Consider the following 24,381-nt stretch of genomic DNA (forward strand, 5'->3'; position numbering starts at 1 on the left):
TTGTCCTTCATTCCGTAACGCCGCAATACTCCACCATGAACCGGGCGAAGCCTACGACGCCCGCCAGATATTCCTCGACATCGACGTGTTCGTCGAAGGTGTGGCAGTTGCGAATGTCGCCTGGCGCGCAGTACACGGCGGGGATGCCGAGCCGGTTGGTGAAAAATGATGACTCTGACCAGAATGGCGCGCCTTCGATGGCGCCGCGACCAGCCATCGATCGGGCCATGGCGGCAGCAAGAGCGCCGACCTCCGGCCTGTCAGCTGCAATCTCGGCGGCGTTACCCCCAAGCGGATGATCGCGGCCTGCCGGATAGGCGAACGCCAACATGATTTCGGGATCTGTGATGGCGCCGCGCACCACTGCCTCGATTTCGGCAGCGGCCTCGTCCAGCGACTCGCCGGGCAACAGCTTGCGGATCAGCGACAACGTGCAGCGTTCGGGCACCGCGATGTAGCCGCCGCCCGCAAGGCCGGTGATCAGCAGGAAGCCATGCCCAATCAGCGGGTGCTCGGCTCTTGCTGCAACATCTTCCGAATGCTTCCACAGCGCGCTCATGACGGCGTGGCTTGCACGCAAGGCATCCTTGCCGAGTTCGGGTACGCCGAAATAGGCTGATCGTCCGGTGATGGTGATGTCGCTAATGAAGAAGCCAATTTGGGCCGGATAAACCGAAAGGCGGGTAGGCTCCACATAGACGACGAAATCGGGCGCCACGACTTCGCCTCTCTCGATGCGGCCGACGAAGTCCTTGATGCCGGCGGAGACGCCGGTTCCAGGCTGGCCGCTCTCCTCGTCGCCGACGAAGGCAAAGGCAACATCGCCGGCCAGTTGGATGTCGGCGGTGTCGAGCAGAGAGAGTGCCGACAGCGCGGAGCAGATGCCGGCCTTGAGGTCGCCAGCGCCGCGGCCCCAGATCTGCCCGTCGATCATTGGCGCGGCAAACGGATCCTGCTTGGCGGTGCCAGCCCAGTGCTCGCGCCAGCCCTCGACATGGACCGTATCGGTGTGGCCGATGAAGAGCAGCCGCTTGCCGGCGCCGGCACTTTTGCGCTCACCCCAGACGTTGGGCCGGCCGGGCGCGAATTCCGCACGCCGAATTTCGCTCAAGCCAAGCACGCGCATGCGGTCTTCAAGGAAGGCGACAAAGTTTTCTTCGTGACCGGTTATGCTTTCGCGGCCGATTGCCCCCAGCAGAAGCTCAACCGCTGCGTCGCAATCTAGGGCGGCGCGCAAGCGGGCGGTGATGTCGTTTGGGGCGGTCATAGCGTGGCCTCGCGCAGCACGGCCGAACTGGCTGGGGGAAGCGAAATGCGTCCGTCGGGCGCGTCGACGCCGAACAATGTGTTGTGCAACTGGCCGAGCCCGATCGCGGCAGCGCCGATGAGCGCTGCCCGCGACCCGAGTTCGCTGGCCTCAACGGCGATAGGATAGGGGAAGCAGCGCGGCAGCAGGTCCCTAACGCGCAACAGGATTTCCGGCCGCAGCCCGATCGAGCCGCCCAGGACGACCTTTTGCGGATTGGCAATTGCCGCTATGGCCACGATGCCTTGTGCGAGGTAGCGCGCGGTTTCGTCGAGCACCGTCGCGGCATGCCTGTCTCCCGCCAATGCACTGTGGAAAATCGTCGGCACGTTGACGATGTTGCCCGTCAGCGCTGCGTAGCGTTCAACCATGGCGTTGGTTGCGACCACGCGCTCGAAAGCGCCGGCGCGCAACGATGTCGGCGCGAAAGGATCGGCGCCAATCGGCAAAAAGCCCATCTCGCCGGCTGCATTGCTGGCGCCCCGCACCAGATTGCCTCCAACCATGAGGCCGCTGCCGATACCGGTACCCAGCGCTATGAAGGCGAGATTGTCGATACCGCGGCCGCACCCCTGCCAGTTCTCGCCGAGCACCGCCAGATTGACATCGTTCTCGATCACTACATGAAAGCCGAATGCCTGCTCGAAAGCGCGAACGACATTCATCGTGCCAAAGCCGGCAATATTCGGGGCAAGCAGGACGCGGCCCGTCTTCTTGTCGGGCGCACCGGGAACACCAATCACCGCCAGCCTTATCTTTGTGCGCGAGATTCGGTGCCTCTCGGCCGCCTGAAACGCGAGATCCACGATCTGGTCGACGATGAACTGTCCGCCCCGAGGATCGGTCGGCGCCGTTTCCTCCGCAAATATCTGGCAGGCAAGATCGGTGAGGGCGACCCGGACTTTGGCGCCGCCGAGGTCGACGGCCGCGATGTAGGCCGCGTCAAATACGAGTTCGTAAGTGACAGCCGTGCGTCCGACATGTCCGCTCGTGCGCCCTGTCTCCTGCACCCAGCCTTCCTGCTCGAGTGTCCTGACGATCTCGGAGATTGTCTGCTTGGACAAGCCGGTCTGCTTTGCGATTGAAGCGCGCGAGATCGGCCCGCCTTGCACGATCGCCTCCATGACGGAGCGCTGCGAGAACTGACGAGAAATGCGCGGCAAGTCGTTCAACAGCAGCTCCGATTAATTCGTTCTATGACCGAACTTAATAATCATTTTGGACGGCCGTCAACTGGCCGCTCAAAATCAGGATGCGTCTAGCTTCAGCACGCAGGGCAATAGGATTAGAGTTCAATAGGTTAGGAGTTGACGGCCGCCTAATTCTCAAACTGCCACTTTCTACCTAGGTGCAGTATGAGAGCGTTAAGAGGTCAATGAGATAGCACCTTGCGGGTGTGGTGAAACTGCTAGACGCGCTGGATTCAAAATCCAGTTCCGAAAGGAGTGTCGGTTCGATTCCGACCACCCGTCCGAGCATGCACATCGTAGCGTCGTCGGGCGGGATGGTGATGGCGGAGGACCGCTATCCACGGAATCGCGTCAAATCACCAGTACCTACATCGGCTATTTGAGGTTCGCCTCAAGCTTTTCATCCCCAAAAGAATTGCCTCCCAGGTGCGGCTCGATATCCGAAGCTTGGCGATCCTGTCCCACATGATTGCCCTCACGTCCGCACCCGGAGGGATTGCTCCAGCCGATCGGCGATCTGTGTGACGACATAGGCTATAACCATGTAGATCACGACGGCAATTACGAAGGCTTCGAGGTAGTAGAAGTTCAGCGCTGCGGTCAGCTGGGACTGTGCGAATATATCGACGACCTCGATGGCAAATCCGAGTGAAAGCGCCTTCATGATGACCATCATCGAGGTGGTCAGGTCGGGAATTGCCGTTAGGGCCACCTGGGGAAATAGCACCCGTCGAAACAGTTGGCCTTTCGTATAGCCCAGCGAATAGGCCGCGTCTGACTGACCGGTGTCAAAGGCGTTGAGGGCTCCTTTGATGATCTCCGCCTGAAACGCGGCGACACAGCCGGTTACCGCAATGACAAGGATAACCCAGTTGGGCGTTTCGTGCGCGTTGAAGTCTATGCCGACCAATGAAAACAGAAACTGGAGCGCCGGGGGAAGACCGAAATAGGCGAGGAAAATAACGATCACCATCGGGACGCCCTTGAACACGACCTTATAGGTCACGACAAGCTCCCTCAGTACCGGGATCCGCCTATATTCGACGAGCGCAAAAAGGCTGCCGACGATCGTCGACAGGACGAAAATCGTGAACGCCATGGCAAGCGTTACGGGTACGGCGCCCAGAATTTCCTGCGAGTCTTGGAGCAAAATGTCGGTATCAAACATGATCGAATACCCTCGTTACGTCAGGCGCTCGCGATGAGCGCGTTCTTGATCTGCGCTTTTGCCGTTGCCTCTGGTGCTTGCATGGGGGAGCGAAGCTCGAAGAAGCGCACGATGAGCCAGGCAATCAGGCACATCACCGAATAGATGACAGCCAGCACGAGGTACGTTTCGAACTGGTACTGATTATAGTCGCGTTCCATGATCAAATGCGCAGTCGCCATGACGTCCGCCGCCCCGATGTACATGACCAGCGCGACGTTATGGATCAGGTAGATCACGGAGTTCCCGTAGCCGGGCAATGCAAAGTGCACTGCTTGCGGGCCGACGACGCGAGTGATTTTCTGGCGGAAGGTATATCCAAGACTGTCGGCCGCATCATGCTGGCCGCGATCGACGGCCAGGTATGCAGGTCGTAGGACTTCCGACAGGTAGCCGCCGTGGTAAAAGCTCAATGCCACGATCGCAGCGATCGTCGGCGAGAAAAAATCTTCGGAGCCGAACAGAACCACCAACAAGGGAAGCCCGTAGAACGCGACGAACAACTGGAGGACGACAGGAACACTGCGGGCATACGATACGTAGAGGTCCGCCAGGTGGCTGATCACTGGCACCCTGTGAACCCGCAGAGTTGTCGCGAGGAGAGCTAGGCAGAACCCAGCAATGAGGGCCGTAAACGTGATGGCGAGCGTCAGCGGCAATGCCGAGAGCAACTCGGGAATCATAGCAGAAACATCCACTTTGAAACACTCCTTCTTGCAATTCAGCCTTGCCGCCGATTATCCAAATGCGGTGAGGACGGTCCTGTTATTTCATGTATTTCACGATGTCCTCGCCGAACCACTTCTGCGAGAGCTTGTCGATCGTGCCGTCGTCCTTCAGTTCCTTGAGCACCTTGTTGACGTCGTCGGCCAGGACCTTGTTTTCATCCGACTTGTGAATCAGCATGTACGTATTGTTGCTGTAAACGGGATCGGACGCGACGATATCGAGCTTCTTGTTGTCGATGACGGCCTGTTCACCGAGATTAGACGGTAGAACCAATGCGTCGAACTTGCCGTTCTGAACTTCGTCCAGGCGGTTCGGATAAGGGATGCCGGCGCTCGATGCCGTAACGTCAAGTTTGTATTGCGGGTTCTCTTTCTGCCAATTCATAATGAACTTGTAGGTTCCACCGCCGGCCGTGGTCGGAACGATCCTCTTGCCGACCAGGTCTTTCATTTCCTTGATGCCGCTGTTTTTCTTGCTGTAGATTTTCATCAGACTGGCCCCCATCGGGTTTTCCGGAATGATGAACTGCTTGGCACGCTCGGGCGACTTGTAGTAGCCGCCGACCGCGATGTCGTACTTCCCGGTGGCAAGGCCGGTTTCCTGCGCGATGTCCGAGACACCTTCCATTTCGAATTTGTACTGCGGCAGCTTTGCGTTGATCGCTTTGAGGAGTTCGGGTTCATATCCTTGTGGTTCGACGCCGATCGCCCCCCACGCCAGCGGCTTGGATTCTGCCGACGTTGCGATCTTGATCGTGCGGACGCCCTCACCAAAGCTGGACCCCGCCCATACGAGGGCGATTGCCATGCCGCCCGCTACTGCTAGAGCGAGGCGACGGGAAGAACTGAATTTGATTGCAGACATTTGTTATGTTCCCTTCTTATTGGAGTGAGTGTTCAGAACTGAGAAACTGGGCAAGCCTTGGGCTGGACGGTGAATCGAAGATCTCAGCCGGGCTGCCATCGGCGGCAACGACGCCCCGATCCATGAAAACGATGCGGTTAGAGATGCTTTTTGCAAATTGCATCTCGTGGGTCACAAGGAGCGAAGTGATGCCAGACGACGTGACGTCTCTAATCACCTTCAGAACTTCGCCAACAAGTTCAGGATCCAGCGATGACGTCGGCTCGTCGAAGAGCATCACATCCGGCCGAACCGCCAGCGCACGTGCGATGCCTGTACGCTGCAACTGGCCGCCCGAGAGCTGGGATGGATAGCTGTCTCGCTTGGAGGAGAGGCCGACCCGGTCGAGCTCTCTGAGCGCGATTTCCTGAGCCTCTTCCTTGGATTTGCGCTGCACCACGACGAGCGGATCCATGACGTTCTGAATGACCGTCATGTTCTTGAAGACGTTGAACTGCTGGAAGACCATTGCTGTCCGCAATCGGATCGCCTGGACAGCATTCTTGTCGGCTCGCTGATAGTCCATCTGGATCTGATCGAACGCGATGGTCCCGGATGAGGGCCTGGCCAGGTAGTTGATGCACTTCAGCAGCGTGGTCTTACCGGTGCCGCTAGGGCCGATGATCGACACCACATCTCCGCGTTTCACCGAAAGATTGACGCCGTTCAGGACCTGGGTGGTTCCATAGGACAGTCTTATGTCTTTGAGTTCGAGCATTTCTGATTGGTGTCCTTCATTTCCTAGAGGAGGGACAAACAGCCAGAACAGTTGGATGATTGCGGAGCAGCCAAGAACTCATCTGCATTGGTTCCCTCTTATCCTAATGAGCCACCAGTTCAGCTGGCTCTGATTGGAGACGCCTGGGCGTGGTGATGATACGCAATGTCATTTCCCGGTCTCCGCATGGCCGAGAACGTGCATCAGCCGGTTTGCCCAGCCGAAGATCGAGATGGCGTGGATAAGGTCGATGATCTCGGCATCATTCATGCCGACGGATCGCAGCGTGGCGATATCGTCTGCGGTCGCTTCCGAAGGCGCCGCCGACAGCCGGCGGGCAAAGCTGTAGATTGCCGCATCGCGCGGCCCAAGCTTTTCGGGTTCGTCGAGGTACAGCGCGGTGACCACATCGTCGCTCTTGGTCAACTCCGCATGTCGGCGGGCGTGAACAACGGCACAGAATTTGCAACCATTGACCATCGAGGCGCCCAAGGCGCCAAGCTCGCGATCGGGACGGGCGAGCCCACCCTCGACGTACATGATCGCGTTGAACAAGATGGTGCGGGCAAGATAGCTTTCCGGATCATGCACAAGGGTCCGTACATATTCCGAAACTTTCTTGGCGGAGGGTGTAACCTTCATCGCATTGAGCTGTTCCGGCGTGGCCTCGGATAGCTCGACCGGCGCGATGTATGGCTGCCAGTTCAGCGGCTTCAGGCGCACCGAGGAAATCATGCCGACCTCATCAGGCGCAAGCCGGTCGCCACCCGTGTCTGGAAGTTGATGAAGGCGATCAGCTCGGAGAGCGCGACTATCTGAGGATTGTTCAATCCAGCCTTCTCCAGGAGAGTGATATGGCTCGCTTCCGCCTTTTTCGGCGTCAGGGTGATCAGGTCAACATGACGGACGATGGTCGCCAGGGGTTCAATCAAATCCGTTTGGCCGTGGGCCAAGGCCAGAAGCTGCTCGGTCGGACCAAGCTGAGCCAGCTGCACATCATATTCGGCCACCAGGGCCGGATCGGCGTTCAGGGCGGCCATGCGACGGGCAAGAGCAACACGCAAATTCGGCGCCAGCCCCTGATGGTTTGCCGGCTGCAGCACCGATAGGCGACATTCTTCCGCCCCCTGCACGAATTCGGGCCGAAACCGCCTTACGGCGAAAAGGGTATCATCCGGTGAAAGGCCGGCAGCCTTGTCCATCGCGTCGATCACAACGCGGCCTCCTTCTGCAGCAAGGGTGTTGAATCGACCCATTCGTCGCCCAGAAGTTCGGGCGTATCGTAGGCGATCAGATTGGCGAAGTGGGTTTCGACATCCTCGGCAAACAGCGATGCGGCAATGCCGCGGACCAGACGGTCAGCCCCGGCGCTGACGGCCGGGATATCGCCGGAGACCTTGCCATGGGTCAGCATGGCGGCGTCGTTGAAGCAGTGAATATGCGCCAGCATCGGGCAGGAGCCGGGGACGCGTTCGTGAAACTCGAAGGCCGGACCGAGATCCGGCGCGTCCGACATGCCTGCACGAGCCGGCCCCATATCCGGCCTATATCGGCCATCCGACCAGGTGCGGATATGTGGGGCGATCGCCGCAAATTCCGGGCGGCCGCTGAAGTCGTTTGAAAAGCCGGTTGCCGCGATCAGAAAGTCGTAGCGCAACGGCCCCTGCGTGGTTTCCACCAGCAGGGTCCCTGTCTCCTCCTTCACTGCAGCTATGCCGCAGTCGAGAAGGAACCGAGCATTCGAGTGGCGAGACACGCGGAGTGTCGATGAACGCGGCGGCGGTGTCTGGGTCGAGGCGGTATAATCGAAGAATTTCCACTTCCAGGCGTCGGGCAAGTGATGCATGCCGAGTACAACACCCGGGCTGCCAATGCCGGTCAGCTTGTTGATGCGCGGCATTTCCTTGCGCCGGATCAACATGTCAACAGAGCCGGCTCCCGCCTCGAGTGCCGTTGCGGCATTGTCCATGGAAGAGGCACCAGCGCCGATGACAGCGACACGCTTGCCTTTCAGCGTGTCGAAGTCGATGTCGTCGGCAGAATGGGCCCAATAGGCGCGATCGACGCCGCTGAGGAAATCGGGCACGGCAAAACCGCCCAAACCGGACCGACCGGTGGCCAGAACGAGACGACGGGTGAGGACCTGGCCGGTTTCCGCGCCCTCTATATCGATCGCAATCAGATCTCCCACGGCTGCCAGTCCGGTCATGCGCACGCTGTTGCGCACCGGCAGACCGAGAACCTTGCGGTACCAGACCAGGTAGTCCATCCACTGGCCCTTAGGGATTTTGTCCAGCGACCGCCAGGCCTCAACGCCCCATTGCGCCGTGAACCAGGCCCGGAACGTCAATTGCGGCAGGCCGAGCGACGGACCGTGCAGGGTTTTTGGCGACCGAAGCGTTTGCATGCGGGCAAAGGTCACCCATGGTCCTTCGAGCCCCGCCGGAGCCGCATCATAGGCCACGACATTGCTTATCCCGGTCAGTATCAGCTTTGCCGTGGCAGCAAGTCCGCACATGCCGGCGCCGATGACAACGACATCACGGACCGGCACGCCATCGTGCGAACGCGCAGGAACCCATGGCTTGGCGGGCAGTTCGAGAAACTCGAGATCCTGCGCGAGCTGTGCTTCGAGCGCAGCAAGACCTGTCGACGTTGGCGCGGCGGGGGTATGCTTCATATTCCCGTTCCGTAATTTGTGCCGGATGCAGGATCGGTCACCAATTGGCCAGCCAGGGCCGGATCGAGTTTCTTGAAGCCGACGATCGACCGTTCAGCCACCGCCTCGACCGCATCCATCAACGCCTGCGCGACTGGACGAAGCGGACGTTTTTCGGCAGCCATAACGCCCCAATAAAAGAGAACGGTTGCGTCGATCGGGCGGATGACGACATCGGGCAGGGCGACGCCATAAGCGGTGAGGGGATCGATGACGGCCGCCGCACCAGTCTGACGCACGATCTGTAACGCGCCATATGCAGTATTCGTCCGGATCACTGGCCCTGTGTCGATGCCCCTGGCCGCCAAGGCCTTTGAGACATGCAACTGGAAACGTAGGGGGTTGAGCAGTGTGGCGACGCGGCGACCGGCAAAAGCGGAAAGCGGTATCACGTCAAGTTCAGCCAGCGGATCGTCCTCCCGCACGGCAGCAACATCAGGCGCTGAATAAAGCCGCAGGACATCCAGACCAGGCGTATCGAGCGGCAAGCTTGAAAACCCGATCTCGGCACGTCCGCTCCGCACCTCCTGGGCGACGATCGAGGGGAGAAACTGCCCCAGATGCGTCTCGTGCGGAAGTTCGACACCTTTGAGCTCGGCCATGGCCGTCGGGATCAAGCCAGTACCGATCGCGGAAGTGGTAACAATCTGCAGGATCCGCCCTCTGCCGGCGGCAATCATCTTGGCCCGCGCGGCAAGCTCGGTGAAGGACATCAGCAGTCGCCGCGCTTCCTCCTCGAAGGCGGCACCTTCTTCAGACAGCTGCACCCGTCGACCGACCCGGTGCAGCAATTCGAAGCCAAGCTCTGCCTCGAGCTCCTGAATGGTGCGTGTCACCGAAGGCTGGGAGCACCCGAGCATCTCGGCAGCCTTGGTGATGCTGCCGTTGGCGGCAACGGCAAGAAAGGCCTGGAGATCTCGTGTTTCCATTTACGCCTACATGCGCGTTGTGTATGAGTAAGATCGTCTCATGCAGATTTGATATATGTCAAGGCGGAAATCAAATATGGCCGGAGACGCCTCGGTGATTCGCCGTAGGTCGGAATAATTCGCAAGCCCACAGAGCGTCGTCGGCCGTCTCGGCCATGTGGCTCGAACGCTTTCCAGCTGAACCCCGTGGAGCGATTCATGGGTAGCCAGGCTCAAGGAAGCGATAGGTTTCAATCGAGTTGTGCCTGCCTGCTGGCCGTGCATGCAATGGCGTTCGCCGCGCTGCGTTACGCAAAGACTGGAACAGGAGAAATCCTATGCGGGTGAGTATTCTGGGGGCCGGCGCAATTGCTTACGGCCTTGCTGCCTGCCTGGCGGAGGCGGGGCACGATCCAATGCTTTGGTCGCCGTCGGGAGAGCGCACCAAGGCACTGGCCACCGGCGAATCGCTAACGGCCACGGGCGCTATCGAGGCAACGGTGTCGGTGCGTATCGCCAAGGATTGTAAAGAGGCTATTGCCACTGCAGACGTTGTGATGATCGCGCTGCCGGCTAATGGGCACAAGAAAGTGATGGATGCTGCCGCTCCTTATCTGAGGGAGGGAATGCCGGTAATCATCAGCTCTCACAGTTCCTTCGGAGCGCTGTATCTCTCCAGGCAATTGGCGGAACTCAAGGTTCGCCTGCCGATCGTCGTCTGGGGCACAACGTTGGTGACCGGCCGTCAGTCCGGACCAACAGAAGTCCACGTTGCCAGTGTTCGCCAGAAGGTCGATGTTGCGACGCTCCCGTTCGACGCGATGGACCAAGGGTTCCGACTTTGCACGACCCTGTTTGGAGATCGTTTCGTCAAGCGCGACGGTTTGCTTGCTATCGCGCTCAGCAACCTCAATCCGCAGAACCATCTCGGGATCGCTCTTCTTAATCTCACCCGCATGGAGAAGGGAGAGCAGTGGAGCCAGGCTGGAAACGTCACGCCAGCTGTCGGACGTTTTATCGAGGCCCTGGACGCCGAACGATTGGCGATCGCCGGTCATTTCGGTGCGGCCGTGCGCACCGTCCAGGAGCATTTTTCATTATCGTTTCACGTCCCGATGGGCACCGTTTCGGAAATGAACCAGGAGATGGATCGCCAAGGCCGCGGCGGCTTGGGCCCGTCAACTATCGAAAGCCGCTATGTTCTGGAGGACGTTCCTTTCGGGCTGCTGCCGACGGTACTCTTGGGGAAGATCAGCGGAAACCCAGCGATCCTCCATGAGGCTGGAATTGCGATATTCTCGGCAGCCTATGGTCGCGATCTCAAGAGAGACAATAATATCCTTCCAGCACTCGGCATCGAAGGACTGGCAAAAGCGGATATTGAAAACCTTTGCCGTAAAGGATTTTGACGAGACAAAGGGCTGCGATCGAGGCCCTTCTGAGGCTTGTCGCATCCCCTCCAGGAGGATAGTGTCCGCGCATGAGCGAACAACCCCATATCCACGAAACCCATCCCGATATCGTCAAGCGCCTGAAACGAGCCGATGGACATCTCAAGGGCGTCATCGAAATGATCGAGGCGGGCCGGCCCTGCCTCGACCTCGCCCAGCAGCTTCATGCTGTCGAGAAGGCCATTTCGCAAGCCAAGAAGACCCTGATCCAGGATCATCTCAACCATTGCCTTGAAGACGTCGTCGGGCCGCTGGCGCGCGAGCAGCGCCGCTCGATCGACGAGTTCAAGGACATCACCAAGTACCTGTGAAAAGCGCCGTGATGGACAAAGTTCGCGATTGGTTTGGGTTTGGCCCGATGACGCATGGCATGGGGGGGCACGGACATGATCACGGTGATGGCGGCCATGGCCACACCCATGGCGTCATCGATCCGACGATCGCCACGACGACACGCGGCATCTGGGCGATTAAATGGTCATTCGTCGTTCTGGCCATCACGGCAGCGCTCCAGCTTGTGGTCGTGTTCCTCTCCGGCAGCGTGGCGTTGCTGGCCGACACGATCCACAATGTCGGCGACGCGGTCACTGCCATTCCGCTGTGGATCGCGTTCGTGCTGGCCCGCCGCAAACCGAGCAAGACGTTCACCTACGGGCTGGGCCGGGTCGAGGATCTGGCTGGGATCGTCATCGTTCTCATCATCCTGTTCAGCGCCATCGTCGCTGGCTATGAAGCGATCGACAGGCTGATCAATCCGCGGCCCATCGCATTTCTTGGCTGGGTCGCCATCGCCGGCCTCATAGGCTTCATCGGCAATGAAGCGGTCGCCGTATTTCGTATCCGCGTCGGGCGAGAGATCAGCAGCGCTGCGCTGATCGCGGACGGCTACCATGCCCGCACCGACGGCTTTACCAGTCTGGCGGTCGTGCTGGGCGCTATCGGCGTCTGGCTGGGGTTTCCGCTTGCCGATCCGATCATCGGGCTGCTGATCACCGTGGCGATTTTCGCCATCGTCTGGCAGTCGTCGAAAGCCGTGTTGACGCGCATGCTCGACGGAGTCGAGCCCGGCGTCATCGACGAAATCCATCATGCCGCCGAACACGTGTCGGGCATCGGGCGCATTGAAGGCGTGCAGGCACGCTGGATCGGACATCGCCTGCATGCCGACGTCGCCATCAGTGTTCCGCATGCGGCGACGGCCGAGGACGTGCTGGGCGTAACCGAAGCCCTCAAGGAGGAGCTGTTCGCCCACTTGCCGGCGTTGGCGGAAGCCAATGTCTGCCTGGTGAGCCCGGCGGGGTCGGCCGTCACTGGCGCGGAAACCTCTCATGCTCACCATCATGCGCCGGAGCCCTTCAAAGTCGCCTGCGGTCTGGCTGAAGGGACGTTGGAAATCGTCGACACGGCGGCCGGCGAGCGGATGCGGCTGACCATAGAACGGCACACCGATGATTTGACAGCGACGGTGATCATCGACCGTCCCAACGGGCCAGAGACGCTTCGCCTCGAAGCCGTCGCCGACAACCATCATCGGCTTGAGAGTACGGTGGCTCCGGCCGAGCCGCATGAGTTCCAGGCAAGTCTGGTGCTGACCGCGAAAGATCGCGAACAGGTGCTGCCGTTCACGATGGTCGAACCCGAAGGTCACCATCATTAGGTCGACTGGCGGATATGCGGTTCAATGACCGATCTCGCGGCCTATGCTGGTCTGTTCCTGGCGGCCTTGCTCGCCGCCACGATCCTGCCGATGCAATCGGAAGCAGTGCTGGTCGGGCTGTTGCTTGCGGATTATTCGCCCTGGCTGCTCATCGCCGTCGCGAGCGTCGGCAACGTGCTTGGATCGGTGATCAACTGGCTGCTCGGGCGAGGCATCGAGCGCTTTCGGGGCCAACGGGTGGTTTCCGATGAACCAAGCGCAACTGGAGCGCGCGCAAGTGTGGTATCGCCGCTACGGAAAGTGGTCGCTCCTGCTGAGTTGGCTGCCGGTTGTCGGTGATCCGCTAACCGTCGTCGCGGGCGTCCTGCGCGAGCCTTTTCGGGTTTTCCTTTTGCTGGTCACTGCCGCCAAGGTCGGCCGTTATCTTGTTCTTGCCGCCGTGACGCTGAGCGTGATCTGACCCGGCGAAGCTTCTCCAACCTGAGCGGGTTAGGGCCCGGCCGCCCGCCAGGCCTGCACAACGAAGCTGTGCTGGTTCCAGATCATCAGCGCTCCACTGACTGCCATGAGCGCGACCACAAGGCCGCGGAACTGTCGTCCACTTAGGCGTTCGAGCCAGCGCTTGGCCAGCAGATTGGCAAGCGCAGCGCCCAAACCCGCGGCTGCGCCGTACATGGCGGCCTGACCCCCGAGCGCGCCAAGTCCGGTGAATACCGCGATCTTGACGACATCGGTCACAAACGAGTTCACCGATTTCGTGGCGACCAACGTCTCCTTCTCCGAACCGTAGTTCAGATAGAGCGAATTCAGGACGGGTCCCACCGTGCCCATCAGCGCCGACAACAGCGCGACGATCAGGCCGGCCGGGAGGAACCACCAGCGGCGGACTCGGTAGCTCCGCTCGCGCGCCCCGCCGCGAAATTCCCAGACTGCACTGATCAGATAGATCCCTATGAGTATCTGGAGCCATTCCGCCCGACTGTTGGCGAAGAGCCAGGAGCCCGCCGCGGCACCGGCGATGGCGCCCGGCAGATACCAACGGACCAGGCTCCAATCGATGTCGCGCCGAAAGGCCAGGGCGCGGATGGGATTGCCGATGAGCTCGGTCAAGGTGATGACCGGCGCAACTGCGGCGCTCCCTGTGATGAAAGTCACGGCGGGGATCAGCAATAGGCCTCCGCCTCCGGCCGAGAGGGTGTTCAGCGTCCAGGTGAGGAACCCCGCCAAAGCCAGGAGGCCGAGTCTAACCCAGTCCATCCGATCAGAACGAAGCGGGCCTTCGATCGTTCCGAACGCATCGGTTCGCAAAAGCCCGGCCCGCCGCTCGTGTGCGATGGAAAGGCGATCTCCGGCGGAATGCTGGTGGCGGAGAGACGCCGTGCCAGAGAACCATTCCCGAGGCGGCGGGAAGAAGGCCGACGATCGCTCCGAGTCGGCCGAACTCCGCCGTTGGACGCGCGCGCGGACGCCCAATCTAGCTCTTTTTGACGGCGACCTTGTCGAGGGCTGCGCGCAGTCCTTTCGCCAGCTTCTGCGCATCGTCGTACGCCCAGAAATGCATGAAGAAGAGCCGCGGTTGCTCATCGAGCATGTGGCTATGCAACGCGGTGATCTCGATGCCGTTGTCCTGCATGGCTTTGATAACCGGATTGACCTCCTTTGCTGTCAGCACAAAATCACCCGTGATCGCCGCCTTGCCGCCACCTGTCGATTGCCCATATGGACGGCGCTACGATGCAGCGCTTCCAGGCGAGAGGCGTCGGTGACTATTTCGCCGATTTCGCCCTGCATCGCGTGACGAAAATTGCCGGCTAACGAGGTTATGCCTCTCGATGGCGAGAACGTCATAGCCACCACATCGAAATCGCCGATCCATCTTCACTTGTGGCGGCATGCCGATGATGATGGAGGCCCTGGATGTCTGGTGGTCTTCAGGCAGGTAGATCAACTGCGATAACCTTACATACTGCCGCTATCTCGCCCGACGCCTCGGTGATGCCCGGCATTTCAGCGGTGATGGACGTATTCGAGGCGGCCAAGGCCAAGGGCACCGACGTGGTGGTTCATGCCTGTGGCGGTGCCGCAGCGGTCATGGCCAGCTATCATGCTGCCTACGCCGCGGCGCGGAAAGCTGGTCGAATGTCCGATGCTGAACTTTCCGCTCGGCGCCGAGATGATCGGCGACCAGGGACACATTGAGAACGGCCGTCTGATCCGCCCAAATGCGCCAAGGCTCGGTCTGAAGCTCACGCCTGACATGGAGGCGTGCTGTCCTTTCGATGAAGCGGCTGTCTATTCCTGCGGGGGTTGACGGACGGGCGCCCGCTATTGGCGAAGCCGACCCTGCCTGCCTCGTGCACCTCAGGCAATGTTATGCGATGCGTTTGTGACGTTCCTTCCGGTTCGAATCTGCTCTGTTGTGAAGCCTATAGCATTATAATAGCATAATTCTGATCGAAGGTGGGGAATGACGCATGCGATGCGATTTGAGAGGTAAGACAGCGCTGGTCACTGGTGCAGCGGGAGCGATCGGCAGCGCTATCGCCAAACGGCTGTCCGACAATGATGCTGCAATCGTTGTCGCCGATATCGACATGGAAGGCGCCGAGCGCGTAGCGGCAACCCTGAGCAGCGCGATGGCCTGTGCCGTCGACATCCGCGATCCCGCCTCGGTGGACGACGCGATCGCCGCCACCATGGCGCGCTACGGCCGCCTCGACATTCTCGTCAACAATGCCGGCGTCAACACACTGGCGCACCGCGTCACCATCGATGAATTTCCAGTCGAGGAATGGGATCGCATCACCGGCATCGATCTCGACGGCCTCTACATCATGAGCCGCGCGGCGCTTGTGCCGATGCTTGCCGCCGGCAGAGGCGGCCGCATCGTCAACATCGCCTCGGTGGTCGGCTTGGCGGCGATGCGCCTGCAGAGCCCGTTCGTCGCCGCCAAGGCCGGCATCATCCACCTGACGCGCTCGATGGCGATTGAACTGGGCGAAAAGGGCATCCTGACCAATGCGATCGCGCCGGGTTCAGTGATGACAGCGCTCACCGCCAAACTGTTCTATGGCGAGGACGGCAAGTTCGCCGGACGTACCGAGGAGTTCCTCGCCCATGTGCCGCTTGGCCGGCCGGCCCGGCCGGAGGAGATCGCCGAAGCGGTGCTGTTCCTTGCTTCCCCCACCGCCAGTTATATCAACGGCCAGGTGCTGGCCGTCGATGGCGGCTGGACAGCAGGATACATGATGTGAGTGCGGGCATGGAAATCGATCTCGAGGGCACTGCTTACGCACTCGATGGCGACACCAATCCGGTGGCCGAGGCCGCACTTGCCGCGTTGCAGGCCAATGGGGGCCATCTGGTCGAGGGTTCCCATGCACGGGCCGCCGATATCTTGCTGATCTCCTGCGCGTTGTGGCCAGGAACGGCGACGCGCGATCCGCGGTCTCACTACGCCGATGCGCGCAAGGCTGCCGTGACCATGACCGAGCGCGGCAGCGGGCGCATCGTCTTCCTGCTGTCGGTGACCGCCGGCATGCCGATGCGCCGCCATCCGCGCTTTTCCATGGAGAACGCCTCGATCCTTGCCGGCATGCGCACGCTGGCCATGGAGTTCGGCCCTAAGGTGCTGGTCAATGCCGTCGGCGTCGGCACGGTCGAGGATGAAACCATGGTTTCGGGCGACAAGGCCATGCTCAGCCACACACCGGTCGGCCGCGCCGGCAGCATCGAGGAAGCAGTTGCGGCCGTGCTGTTCTTCTGCGATCCACTGAACACCTATGCGACCGGCCAGATGCTGGGTGTCGATGGTGGATGGATGGCAGGCTATGGGCGTAATTTCTGATCGGTTGACGCTCAAGGCCGAAGCGCTTGAGGTCGCCCTGGTGCCGCAAATCGGCGGCAGCGTCAGCTCGCTGCGCTGGCACGGCATCGATCTCATGCGCCGGCTTTCGAAGGAGGATCTTGACGCCGGCAATGTGCTTGGCGTCGCCATGTTCCCGATGATGCCCTACGCCAACCGCATCACCGGAAACGCCTTCGAGTTCGCAGCAAAACGCTGGCAGGTCCTGCCCAACAATCCGCCGGAAAAATTCAACGTGCATGGCAGCGGCTGGCAACACGCCTGGACTGTCACCAAGGCAGGCGCCATCGACGCGACGCTGTCGCTGGACATCGCCGCGGGACCGGAGCCCTATTCCTACCGCGCGACGCAGGCTTTCGTAGTCTCCGAGGAGGGCCTTAGCGTGACCATGACACTGACCAATACTGGGCCGGTCGACATGCCGTTCGGCTTTGGCCTGCATCCCTGGTTCGATCGCAACCCGGACGTGACGCTGCAGTTCAAGGCCAGGCACTTCTATCTCGAAGGACCGGAGAGCATTTCCGGTGATCGGATCACGCTTCCACCCGAACTCGACTATGCCGAGACCCGGCCCTTGTCGGGCGGCTGGCGCAACAACGACTATGGCGGCTGGAGCGGCGAAGCGACCCTTCGCTTTCCGTCACGCGGCGTCGGGTTGCGGATCGCTGCGGATCCCGTCTTCAAGCATCTGATGCTTTATGCCGATCCCACAAAACCGTATTTCTGCGTCGAGCCGCAAACCAACGCCTCCGGCGCATTCAACCGGGGCAGATGGGACGATCCGGACGAAGGCGTGATCGTGCTTGCCCCCGGCGAGAACGCTGCTGGCACAGTCTTGTTCATGCCCTTTGCGGTTAACACCTAGAGCAGCCGCGCGAGCAGGCCGCCATCCACCTGCATGGCGCTGCCGGTCACGAAGGACGCGGCATCGGAGATCAGGAAGCCTATTGCCGTGGCGATCTCCGAAGGGTTGGCGATGCGCGCGATCCTGTTGGGCTCGAAGGACAGGCCCAGTGCTTCCGCACCGCCGGCCGCTTCCAGCCCGTCCAGCGTCATCCTCGTGGCGACGGAACCGACCAGCACGGCGTTGACGCGGATACGGTCGACGGCATAGTCAAGCGCCATCTGCCGCGACAGGCCGACGACCGCCGCCTTTGTCGCGGCATAGGCAGGCACGCCGGGAACCGTTGCGTCGGCATGCACGGAGGCGATGTTGACGATCGAGCCGCCGCCGGCCGCGCGCAGCAGCGGCAAGGTCGCGCGGCATACGCGAAAGGTGGCCGTCAAATTGACGGCGATGGTCCTGTCCCACTCCTCGTCGGAAAGCTTTTCAAGCCGCTTGCCGGTCGGATAGATGCCGGCGCAGTTGACGACCGCGTCGAGACCGCCAAACCGCCCTGTCGCTGCCGCCACGGCCGCCTGCACCTCGGCCTCGCGGGTGAGGTCGCTCTGGTGAAAGATCAGCTGGCTTCCGGTATAGCGATCGGCGAGCGCGTTTCCCTCTTCGCCATCCAGCCCTGCGCCAAAGACCTTGGCACCTTCGGCGGCAAGGTACTCCGCTGTCGCCCGGCCGATACCGGTCGCAGCCCCCGTGACGAAAACGCGTTTGCCGGCAAAGATCATGCAGAGACCTGTGAAGCTATCGCGTGGCGTTCCGCTTGCGCTGCCGTCACCGAGCGCAGCACGCGGTCTTCGCCGCCTTCGCCGCGGCCGAATTCGTCGACGATGCGGCCATCGGCAACGACGAGGCAGCGGTCGCAAAGGCCGATCAGTTCTTCAAGCTCGGAAGCGACGATGAGCAAGGCCACGCCTTTCTCGGCGAGCTCAACCACAAGCCGGTAGATCTCGTGCCGGGTTGCCGCGTCGACGCCCTTGGTCGGCTCGTCGAGCAGCAGCACTTTCGGCGCCCGCATCAGCACGCGGGCAAACAGCAGCTTCTGCTGGTTGCCGCCCGAAAGATGGGTGACCGCGGTCTGCGGCGACGATGCCTTGACGTTGAGCGCGCGCATGGCGGCGAGGATCGAGCTGCGTTCCAGTCCGCCGCGCACCATGCCATGCCGCGATAGGGGCGCGAGATTGCCGATGGTGATGTTGGCGCCGACCGGCAGGTTGAACAGCAGGCCGTCGCGCTTGCGATCCTCGGTCAACAAGGCGATGCCGGCGGCGCGGGCATTGCTTGGCGATTTGATCGCTACAGGCTGATCAGCGACACGGATTTCGCCCTCGGCCGGCACCCGGCCATAGATGCCGTGCAGGATCTCGCTGCGGCCGGAACCGAGCAGCCCCGCCAGTCCAACGATTTCGCCGGCGGCCACCGAGAGGTTGATATCCTTCGCACCATGAACAGCGCCGCTGTGGCCGGCGACAGTGAGACGGCGAACCTCCAGCGCGGTCGGCGCGCCGACAGGTGCAACATGCTCGGGAAACAGCCGATGCAGCCTTTGGCCCGACATTGAGAAGATGAAGGTCTCGGCATCGAAATCCTCCCTTGCGATGCGTACCGCCACTTGTCCGTCGCGCAGCACGGTGGCGCGGTCGCAGATGGCGAGCACTTCGGGCAGGCGATGGGTGATGTAGATCATCGCCACGCCTTGCGCCTTCAGGCGCCGCAGTACGCTGAACAGCGCGTCGACTTCCGTGCCCGACAGCGAGGCCGTCGGCTCGTCCAGCATCAGCACGCGCGGCTTCAGCACGATGGCGCGCGCAATCATCACCAGATGGCGCTGCGCCGAGGTCAGCGACGCGACATAGGCCCGGGGATTGATGTCGATGCCAAGCTCGGCAAAGATCGCGCCGGCGCGCTGCTCGAGCTGGCGCTGGTGGACGAGCATGCCGTCACTGAGACCGGTCCGGCCGGCAAAGACGTTCTCGGCGACCGAAAGCTGCTCGAGCACCTCGATTTCCTGCGGCACATAGCCGACGCCGTTCGACCGCGCATCGGCAGGCGAGGCGAAACTGACCGGCCGGCCGTCAAGTTGGATGGCGCCGGTGTAGGAGCCGGCCGGATGCACGCCGTTGAGGATTTTCACCAGGGTGGATTTGCCGGCTCCATTCTGCCCAAGCAGGGCATGGATTTCGCCCGATGTCACATCGAAGTCGACACCACGCAGTGCTTGCACGCCGCCAAAATTCTTGGCGATTGCGTGGGCCGAGAACAGAGGCGCTTGGGCGGTGTTGGACACGGCGATTCTCTCAAAAGGCACCGGGCCCGCGCAAGCGGACCCGGCGGGAGCTGTTACTGGCCGGCGCTGTCCAGCATCTTGTAATAGGGGGCGAGGTCGGCTGATGTGATCACCTTGGCCGGCAGCGGATTGCTGTAGGGCACGGTCTTGCCCTGGGCCAGATCGCCCAGCAGCTCGGCGACCTTGGCGCTCTCTTCGTAGAGCGGCTGCGCGACGATGCCGTAGGCGGCGCCCGATTTCACCAGATCGAGGTTCTGCCGGATATAATCCATGCCGATGATGACGACATCGCGCCCGGCCTTGCGGGCCGCCCCCGACCAGGTCTGGATGCTGTTGCCGGTGGTGCCGAAGGCGGCGGTCACGTCGGGATTGCCTTGCAGGATCGCCACCGCCTTGGCTTCCGCCGCCGAGGGTTCGAAGCCTTCCATCTGGGTGTCGAGCACCTTGATGCCGGGATATTTCGCGGCGATGGTCTTGCGGAAGGCATCCGACATGGCGTTTTCGGTGTCATTGGAGGCGCCTTGCGTCAGTGCCACCGTGCCCTTGCCGCCGAGCTTGTCGCCGATGGCGATCGCGGCGTTGGTCCCGGCCTCGGCGATGTTCTCGCCCGTTGCCGCTTTCAGCCCGTTTACGGTCCCTTCGGGCGGCAGCACGTGCCAGGTGACGATAGGGAAGCCCTCCTTGGCCAGCTTGGAGATGTAGGAATAGATGGCCGGATCGGGACCGTAGACGCCAATGGCATCGTATCTGGTGCGGGCGAGGGCGGCTTCGGCAAGCGGCAGCGTCGCCGGAATATCCCAGTTGGTGGCGCTTGGGTCGCCGACGACCTCGCAGGTGTAGCCAAGCTCCTTGCACTTGTTGAGGAAGCCCGCCTGCATCAGCCGGTGCACGGGATGATCTTTCATCGCCTGCACCCAGAGCAGATGGACGTCCGCCGCTCGGGCCAAGCTCACCGAGCCCAGCGAGGTGGCAACGGCCGCCGCTACCAATGCGGCTCGGATCAGCCTATTTTTCAAAAGGATTTTCATGTCGTACCTCCCTTGATTCGCCGGCATTTTGCCGGTGCAATATCCACGGCCTCTCAAGCGCCGGCGATGAAATAGCGGCGGCGCACGATGTCGAGGCCGACAGCCATGACCATGATCACGCCGACCGCGATCTGCTGCCAGTTGGAGTTGACGCCGATGACGACGAGGCCGCTCTGCACCACTTTCAGCATGAGAATGCCGACGACGCCGCCGGCCACCGTGCCGGCGCCGCCGAACAGGCTGACGCCGCCGACCACGACACCGGCGATGACCGTCAGTTCCCAGCCGCTGCCGATCGAAGTGCCGCCGCTGCCGAGATCGGCCATGACGAACATGCCGGCGATCGCCGACAGCGCGCCGACGGTGATGAAGGCGCCGATCTTGTAGGCGCTGGTGTTGATGCCGACGAGATGCGCCACTTCCTTGTTGCCGCCGGTGGCATACATGTTGCGCCCGAGAACGGTGCGCCGCAGCACGAAGTCGGCAAGGATGGCGGCGACGATGAAGAAGGCAAAGCTCCAGCCCAGCCCAAAGGCGAGATCGGTGCCGCCGATCGTGTTGATCGCCTCGGGCAGCGGATAGACGGGATAACCGCCCGTCACCACCTGGATCAGGCCCTGGCCGATGAACAGCATGCCGAGCGTCTGGATGAAGGCGGGGATGCCGACCCTGACGACGATCAGGCCATTCAGCAGGCCGATCAGGGCACCGACGGCAACGCCGCCGAGAACGCCGACGGTCACCGGCAGGGCGGCCGCGGTCATCAGCTTGGCGGCGACCACGGCGGACAACCCGGCCACCGAGCCGACCGACAGGTCGAATTCGCCGGCGACCAGCAGGATGGTCTGGCCGATGGCGATGATGCCGACAAAGGAGACGACGTTGAGAATGGCGCGGATGTTGCGCTCCGACAGGAAGGCCGGTTCGAGCAGCCAGAAGAAGGCGATCAGCAACGCCATGGCCGCCAGTACGCCGACTTCGCCGACGGCAATCAAGCCGATCAGTCGCCGCCGGAACGATCGCGCGTCCCGGAGCGGCGCGCTCACCTCAGCCGCGCTGTTCATCCTGACCTCCCTGGCGGCGCCTGTCGCCGGCTCTTGCGGCCGGCTCCATTCACCTGTGCCGATCCTGGCGCACTCCTCTTCGCCATTAAGATTATAATATTATAACTTGTCAACGGCGAATTTCCTGGCGGTGCATAGCCAGCTCCATCGCTGGAATGCATTCGCGCCAACCGCTATGAATGGGCGTTTACGCCGCGATCCGCGGGACATTGCTGACGGATCGCGCTCTCTTGGAGCATGGTGATGGTCGACGAGCCGCCGGCGGGCGAGAAGAAGCGGCAGCGCCTTGGTGTCCGCGAGATTGCCAAGCGCGTTGGTGTCGCGCCGATGACGGTATCGCGGGCGCTGTCCAATCCCGACATGGTCTCGCCCGAGACGCGCGCGAAAGTGCTTGAGGCCATCGAGCAGGCCGGCTTCGTGCCCAACCGGCTGGCCTCCAGCATGCGCGGCAATGGCCGCATGATCGGCACGGTGGTGCCGCCGCTGATCAATTCGGGCATTGCCGAACAGGTGCAAGGCATGTCGGACGAATGCCATGAGAGCGGCTACTCGATGCTTCTGGTGCAAGGCGAATTCACGCAGGAGGCCGAGGAGAAATCGATCCGCAACCTGCTTGGCTGGCGCCCGGTCGGCATGATCCTGCAGAGCTTCGTGCAAAGCGAGGCGGCGCGCGCGCTTCTGAAGAGCAGCGGTGCGCCGATCGTCGAGATTTCCGAAATCAAGGGCCGCAAGCCGATCGACATGGTGGTCGGCGTCTCCAACTTCGAGACCGCCTACGCCATGACCATGCATCTGGCCGCCAAGGGCTACAAGCGCATCGGCTTCGTCTCGACGCCGATCCACGGCAATGACCGTCTGCGGCAGCGCCGCACCGGCTACCATGCCGCGCTCACCGAACTCGGCATCAAGAACCATGCCGACATGGAGGTCGAGGTGCCGATCACCGCGCAGGGGGGCGCCGAGGCGCTGGTGACGCTGACCTCCCGCCACAGGGATATCGATGCCATCTTCTTCTCCAGCGACACGCTGGCCGTCGGCGCCGTGCAGGAGTGCCACCGCCGGCGCTGGGCGGTGCCGGGCAGGATTGCGATTGCCGGCTATGGCGACATGGATCTGGCCGCGCAGCTCTATCCGCCGCTGACCACGGTAAAGGTCGACCGCTACGAGATGGGCCGGCGCGCCGTGCGGCAATTGCTGGCAAGGCTCGGCGGCGACACCAAGGTGCCGACCATCACCAGCCTCGGCTTCGAGATCGTCGACCGCGAGAGCGCCTGATCAGGTTTTCTTCCTGCCGGTCTCTCACGTCGTCCGAGGCGCTTTTCCCAGCCTTCGGCGTGGACGTTGAGATAGGCATCGGGATCGTAGGGATGATCCTTGATCGCATCGATGTTGAGATCGATGCCGAGCCCCGGCGCGTCCGGCAACGACAGGTGGCCATTGTGGGGATTGACGGTTGGATGCCAGGTCACCAGGTCGCGTGTCCACGGGTCGTTGAAGGCGTCGAAATGCTCCTGGATAAGGAAATTCGGCACCGCTGCCGCGAGCTGCAGGCACACCGCCGTAGCCACCGGTCCACCGCTCTGGTGCGGCGCGATATGGCTGCCATGCGCGAGCGCCAGATTGGCCACCTGCATCGACGGCCCGATGCCGCCGAGCGACATCGGCTCAGGCTGGAAGATGTTGACGCCGCCGGCGGCCAGCGTGTAGAACTGGCCGACCGTGTCGTACATCTCGCCGGTCGCAACCGGGATCGGCGAGCGGTGCGCCACTTCGTGCACGGTCTCCTGCCGGTCGCGCGAGGTCGGCTCCTCCCACCAGTAAATATCGAGATCGGAAAATTTCTGGGCTGCCTGAAGCGCCGCGATCTCGGTGAAGCGGGCATGCACGTCGATCAGGATCAGCGTGTCCGTGGGCAAGCTGTCGCGCAGCATCCGGCAGATAGCGTAGGAGAGGTCCAGTTCCTCGCGCGAAATAAACCCTTGCGCGGTACCGAACGGGTCGAGCTTGAATGCCTTAAAACCCTTGGCCAAAACCGCTTTGGCGGCCTCGAGGAAGGCTTCCGGCGTGCGTTCGGTGCGGTACCAGCCATTGGCGTAGCCAAGCACGCTGTCGCGCACCTGGCCGCCGAGCAACTGGTGGATCGGCACGCAGAGGCTCTTGCCCAGGATATCCCAACAGGCGACCTCGATCGCCGCGATCACCGTGCGGTGGATATGGCCGCCATCGAGCGAAACGCTGTCCAGCAAGCGCTTGGCCAGCACATTGATGCGGCGCGGGTCCTGGCCGATGGCGAGATGCTTGAGCTCGTGCACCCCTGCTTCGGTGGTCTTGATGAAGCCGTTCAGCGTGCCTTCGCCAATCCCGTGGATGCCTTTGTCGGTATGCACTTTGACGAACAGCCAGTTCTTCCAGCCCGTGCCGACGGCAAAGGTCTCGATCTCTGTGATCTTCATG

24 protein-coding genes, 1 tRNA gene and 3 pseudogenes are annotated in these 24,381 nt (G+C 61.8%); 11 read left to right on the forward strand and 17 right to left on the reverse strand.

The features are described 5' to 3' along the window. Positions 1-7 precede the first annotated feature (7 nt). The gene (locus tag NKJ23_RS04380; RefSeq protein ID WP_352678487.1) at positions 8-1,267 is read right to left on the reverse strand and encodes a M20 family metallopeptidase; all 1,260 of its coding nucleotides are present in this window, start codon (positions 1,265-1,267) and stop codon (positions 8-10) included. Then, positions 1,264-2,478, reverse strand: a complete 1,215-nt coding sequence (locus NKJ23_RS04385; protein WP_352678490.1) for an ROK family transcriptional regulator — start codon at positions 2,476-2,478, stop codon at positions 1,264-1,266. Before NKJ23_RS04385 ends, NKJ23_RS04380 begins: the two co-directional genes overlap by 4 nt. A gap of 218 nt (positions 2,479-2,696) precedes the next feature. On the opposite strand from NKJ23_RS04385, the gene NKJ23_RS04390 reads away from it, so the two are divergent. After that, positions 2,697-2,778 (forward strand) — tRNA-Leu (locus NKJ23_RS04390). A 193-nt stretch (positions 2,779-2,971) separates the two neighbouring features. Here the strand turns inward: NKJ23_RS04390 and NKJ23_RS04395 are convergent. The 8 genes from NKJ23_RS04395 to NKJ23_RS04430 all read right to left on the reverse strand — a co-directional run bounded on the left by NKJ23_RS04395 (position 2,972) and on the right by NKJ23_RS04430 (position 9,701). Then, positions 2,972-3,664 (reverse strand): amino acid ABC transporter permease, encoded by a 693-nt coding sequence (locus NKJ23_RS04395; protein WP_352678493.1) that lies wholly within the window; start codon positions 3,662-3,664, stop codon positions 2,972-2,974. Positions 3,665-3,684: 20 nt separating this feature from the next. Then, the gene (locus NKJ23_RS04400; RefSeq protein WP_352678496.1) at positions 3,685-4,401 is read right to left on the reverse strand and encodes an amino acid ABC transporter permease; all 717 of its coding nucleotides are present in this window, start codon (positions 4,399-4,401) and stop codon (positions 3,685-3,687) included. Positions 4,402-4,468: 67 nt separating this feature from the next. Then, entirely contained in the window at positions 4,469-5,296 is an 828-nt protein-coding gene (locus NKJ23_RS04405; RefSeq protein WP_352678499.1) for a transporter substrate-binding domain-containing protein, read from the reverse strand. A 16-nt stretch (positions 5,297-5,312) separates the two neighbouring features. Beyond that, positions 5,313-6,053 carry an amino acid ABC transporter ATP-binding protein gene (locus tag NKJ23_RS04410; RefSeq protein ID WP_023762690.1) on the reverse strand — a complete coding sequence of 247 codons (741 nt, stop codon included), beginning with the start codon at positions 6,051-6,053 and terminating at the stop codon, positions 5,313-5,315. Between the two features lie 168 nt (positions 6,054-6,221). Further along, positions 6,222-6,788 carry a peroxidase-related enzyme gene (locus NKJ23_RS04415; protein WP_023679365.1) on the reverse strand — a complete coding sequence of 189 codons (567 nt, stop codon included), beginning with the start codon at positions 6,786-6,788 and terminating at the stop codon, positions 6,222-6,224. Then, on the reverse strand, positions 6,785-7,267 hold the full coding sequence (locus tag NKJ23_RS04420) for a CMD domain-containing protein (RefSeq protein WP_352678501.1): 483 nt from the start codon (positions 7,265-7,267) through the stop codon (positions 6,785-6,787). The genes NKJ23_RS04415 and NKJ23_RS04420 overlap by 4 nt, the downstream gene beginning before the upstream one ends. Continuing rightward, entirely contained in the window at positions 7,264-8,733 is a 1,470-nt protein-coding gene (locus tag NKJ23_RS04425; protein ID WP_352678504.1) for an NAD(P)-binding domain-containing protein, read from the reverse strand. Before NKJ23_RS04425 ends, NKJ23_RS04420 begins: the two co-directional genes overlap by 4 nt. Then, positions 8,730-9,701: a LysR family transcriptional regulator gene (locus NKJ23_RS04430; protein ID WP_352678507.1), complete on the reverse strand. Its 972-nt coding sequence runs from the start codon at positions 9,699-9,701 to the stop codon at positions 8,730-8,732. The genes NKJ23_RS04425 and NKJ23_RS04430 overlap by 4 nt, the downstream gene beginning before the upstream one ends. Before the next feature lie 317 nt (positions 9,702-10,018). On the opposite strand from NKJ23_RS04430, the gene NKJ23_RS04435 reads away from it, so the two are divergent. From NKJ23_RS04435 to NKJ23_RS04450, 4 genes and pseudogenes are all read left to right on the forward strand, one after another. Further along, positions 10,019-11,089: an NAD/NADP octopine/nopaline dehydrogenase family protein gene (locus NKJ23_RS04435; protein ID WP_352678510.1), complete on the forward strand. Its 1,071-nt coding sequence runs from the start codon at positions 10,019-10,021 to the stop codon at positions 11,087-11,089. 71 nt (positions 11,090-11,160) lie between these two features. After that, positions 11,161-11,442, forward strand: coding sequence for a metal-sensing transcriptional repressor (locus NKJ23_RS04440; RefSeq protein ID WP_352678512.1), 282 nt, complete (start codon positions 11,161-11,163; stop codon positions 11,440-11,442). A gap of 11 nt (positions 11,443-11,453) precedes the next feature. Then, positions 11,454-12,788 (forward strand): cation diffusion facilitator family transporter, encoded by a 1,335-nt coding sequence (locus NKJ23_RS04445; protein ID WP_502900264.1) that lies wholly within the window; start codon positions 11,454-11,456, stop codon positions 12,786-12,788. Between the two features lie 24 nt (positions 12,789-12,812). Then, positions 12,813-13,248: pseudogene (locus NKJ23_RS04450) on the forward strand (YqaA family protein). Positions 13,249-13,277: 29 nt separating this feature from the next. Here NKJ23_RS04450 and NKJ23_RS04455 read toward each other — a convergent pair. Beyond that, positions 13,278-14,045 carry a sulfite exporter TauE/SafE family protein gene (locus NKJ23_RS04455; RefSeq protein WP_352678721.1) on the reverse strand — a complete coding sequence of 256 codons (768 nt, stop codon included), beginning with the start codon at positions 14,043-14,045 and terminating at the stop codon, positions 13,278-13,280. 217 nt (positions 14,046-14,262) lie between these two features. Then, a pseudogene (locus NKJ23_RS04460) lies at positions 14,263-14,502 on the reverse strand (DUF1259 domain-containing protein); the annotation flags it as partial. Between NKJ23_RS04460 and NKJ23_RS04465 the strand changes: the two are divergent. From NKJ23_RS04465 to NKJ23_RS04485, 5 genes and pseudogenes are all read left to right on the forward strand, one after another. After that, positions 14,502-14,603 (forward strand): annotated as a pseudogene (locus NKJ23_RS04465) (putative quinol monooxygenase); the annotation flags it as partial. The pseudogenes NKJ23_RS04460 and NKJ23_RS04465 overlap by 1 nt on opposite strands. Positions 14,604-14,892: 289 nt before the next feature. Next, positions 14,893-15,099 (forward strand): hypothetical protein, encoded by a 207-nt coding sequence (locus NKJ23_RS04470; RefSeq protein ID WP_352678518.1) that lies wholly within the window; start codon positions 14,893-14,895, stop codon positions 15,097-15,099. Positions 15,100-15,262: 163 nt separating this feature from the next. Further along, positions 15,263-16,042, forward strand: a complete 780-nt coding sequence (locus NKJ23_RS04475; RefSeq protein WP_352678521.1) for an SDR family NAD(P)-dependent oxidoreductase — start codon at positions 15,263-15,265, stop codon at positions 16,040-16,042. 8 nt (positions 16,043-16,050) lie between these two features. Then, complete coding sequence (locus NKJ23_RS04480; RefSeq protein ID WP_352678523.1) at positions 16,051-16,635, forward strand: SDR family oxidoreductase; 585 nt, start codon at positions 16,051-16,053, stop codon at positions 16,633-16,635. Next, entirely contained in the window at positions 16,619-17,518 is a 900-nt protein-coding gene (locus tag NKJ23_RS04485; protein ID WP_352678525.1) for an aldose 1-epimerase, read from the forward strand. Before NKJ23_RS04480 ends, NKJ23_RS04485 begins: the two co-directional genes overlap by 17 nt. Here NKJ23_RS04485 and NKJ23_RS04490 read toward each other — a convergent pair. The 4 genes from NKJ23_RS04490 to NKJ23_RS04505 are packed head-to-tail and all read right to left on the reverse strand — an operon-like array spanning position 17,515 to position 21,927. Then, positions 17,515-18,276, reverse strand: a complete 762-nt coding sequence (locus NKJ23_RS04490) for an SDR family NAD(P)-dependent oxidoreductase (RefSeq protein ID WP_352678527.1) — start codon at positions 18,274-18,276, stop codon at positions 17,515-17,517. The genes NKJ23_RS04485 and NKJ23_RS04490 overlap by 4 nt on opposite strands. Continuing rightward, complete coding sequence (locus NKJ23_RS04495) at positions 18,273-19,835, reverse strand: sugar ABC transporter ATP-binding protein (protein WP_352539250.1); 1,563 nt, start codon at positions 19,833-19,835, stop codon at positions 18,273-18,275. Before NKJ23_RS04495 ends, NKJ23_RS04490 begins: the two co-directional genes overlap by 4 nt. Before the next feature lie 53 nt (positions 19,836-19,888). Next, a complete protein-coding gene (locus tag NKJ23_RS04500) occupies positions 19,889-20,863 on the reverse strand; it encodes a sugar ABC transporter substrate-binding protein (RefSeq protein WP_352678530.1) in 975 nt (324 codons plus the stop codon). Between the two features lie 53 nt (positions 20,864-20,916). Then, positions 20,917-21,927, reverse strand: coding sequence for an ABC transporter permease (locus NKJ23_RS04505; RefSeq protein WP_352678532.1), 1,011 nt, complete (start codon positions 21,925-21,927; stop codon positions 20,917-20,919). Between the two features lie 243 nt (positions 21,928-22,170). On the opposite strand from NKJ23_RS04505, the gene NKJ23_RS04510 reads away from it, so the two are divergent. Then, positions 22,171-23,202, forward strand: coding sequence for a LacI family DNA-binding transcriptional regulator (locus NKJ23_RS04510; RefSeq protein WP_352678535.1), 1,032 nt, complete (start codon positions 22,171-22,173; stop codon positions 23,200-23,202). Here the strand turns inward: NKJ23_RS04510 and NKJ23_RS04515 are convergent. Next, complete coding sequence (locus NKJ23_RS04515) at positions 23,088-24,380, reverse strand: mandelate racemase/muconate lactonizing enzyme family protein (RefSeq protein ID WP_352678538.1); 1,293 nt, start codon at positions 24,378-24,380, stop codon at positions 23,088-23,090. The two genes, NKJ23_RS04510 and NKJ23_RS04515, sit on opposite strands and share 115 nt — an antisense overlap. Position 24,381 lies beyond the last annotated feature (1 nt).

Source organism: Mesorhizobium sp. M0184 (assembly GCF_040322215.1).
GTDB lineage: Bacteria > Pseudomonadota > Alphaproteobacteria > Rhizobiales > Rhizobiaceae > Mesorhizobium.